This window comes from Curtobacterium oceanosedimentum, assembly GCF_040545555.1.
Lineage (GTDB): Bacteria > Actinomycetota > Actinomycetes > Actinomycetales > Microbacteriaceae > Curtobacterium.
The window spans coordinates 1-1,750 of record NZ_JBEPMD010000026.1; the positions used below are offsets into that span (position 1 = coordinate 1).

The following is a 1,750-nucleotide window of genomic DNA, read 5'->3' on the forward strand; positions in this document are numbered from 1 at the left end:
GAGTGGGGGGTGCGTCTGGTCCTTGAGAACTCAACAGCGTGCACATTGTCAATGCCAATTTATTGACCCCGTGCGATTGCAGCTTTGGTTGTGGTCGTCGGAGACAATTCCTTTTGGATTGAAGATTGTCAGTAGACAGTCAACAGTCAGAATCAACTCGGTTCGGCGCTTTCGGGTGTCGGATCTGTATTTTTTTACGGAGAGTTTGATCCTGGCTCAGGACGAACGCTGGCGGCGTGCTTAACACATGCAAGTCGAACGATGATCAGGAGCTTGCTCCTGTGATTAGTGGCGAACGGGTGAGTAACACGTGAGTAACCTGCCCCTGACTCTGGGATAAGCGTTGGAAACGACGTCTAATACTGGATATGATCACTGGCCGCATGGTCTGGTGGTGGAAAGATTTTTTGGTTGGGGATGGACTCGCGGCCTATCAGCTTGTTGGTGAGGTAATGGCTCACCAAGGCGACGACGGGTAGCCGGCCTGAGAGGGTGACCGGCCACACTGGGACTGAGACACGGCCCAGACTCCTACGGGAGGCAGCAGTGGGGAATATTGCACAATGGGCGAAAGCCTGATGCAGCAACGCCGCGTGAGGGATGACGGCCTTCGGGTTGTAAACCTCTTTTAGTAGGGAAGAAGCGAAAGTGACGGTACCTGCAGAAAAAGCACCGGCTAACTACGTGCCAGCAGCCGCGGTAATACGTAGGGTGCAAGCGTTGTCCGGAATTATTGGGCGTAAAGAGCTCGTAGGCGGTTTGTCGCGTCTGCTGTGAAATCCCGAGGCTCAACCTCGGGCTTGCAGTGGGTACGGGCAGACTAGAGTGCGGTAGGGGAGATTGGAATTCCTGGTGTAGCGGTGGAATGCGCAGATATCAGGAGGAACACCGATGGCGAAGGCAGATCTCTGGGCCGTAACTGACGCTGAGGAGCGAAAGCGTGGGGAGCGAACAGGATTAGATACCCTGGTAGTCCACGCCGTAAACGTTGGGCGCTAGATGTAGGGACCTTTCCACGGTTTCTGTGTCGTAGCTAACGCATTAAGCGCCCCGCCTGGGGAGTACGGCCGCAAGGCTAAAACTCAAAGGAATTGACGGGGGCCCGCACAAGCGGCGGAGCATGCGGATTAATTCGATGCAACGCGAAGAACCTTACCAAGGCTTGACATACACCGGAAACGGCCAGAGATGGTCGCCCCCTTGTGGTCGGTGTACAGGTGGTGCATGGTTGTCGTCAGCTCGTGTCGTGAGATGTTGGGTTAAGTCCCGCAACGAGCGCAACCCTCGTTCTATGTTGCCAGCGCGTTATGGCGGGGACTCATAGGAGACTGCCGGGGTCAACTCGGAGGAAGGTGGGGATGACGTCAAATCATCATGCCCCTTATGTCTTGGGCTTCACGCATGCTACAATGGCCGGTACAAAGGGCTGCGATACCGTAAGGTGGAGCGAATCCCAAAAAGCCGGTCTCAGTTCGGATTGAGGTCTGCAACTCGACCTCATGAAGTCGGAGTCGCTAGTAATCGCAGATCAGCAACGCTGCGGTGAATACGTTCCCGGGCCTTGTACACACCGCCCGTCAAGTCATGAAAGTCGGTAACACCCGAAGCCGGTGGCCTAACCCTTGTGGAAGGAGCCGTCGAAGGTGGGATCGGTGATTAGGACTAAGTCGTAACAAGGTAGCCGTACCGGAAGGTGCGGCTGGATCACCTCCTTTCTAAGGAGCATCTGACCGGCCCTGCTTGCAGGTGT

At 55.5% G+C, this 1,750-nt stretch carries 1 rRNA gene; it reads left to right on the forward strand.

Going from position 1 to position 1,750, the window contains the following annotated elements:
• Positions 1-193 precede the first annotated feature (193 nt).
• A 16S ribosomal RNA gene (locus tag ABIC52_RS16170) occupies positions 194-1,715 on the forward strand.
• Positions 1,716-1,750 lie beyond the last annotated feature (35 nt).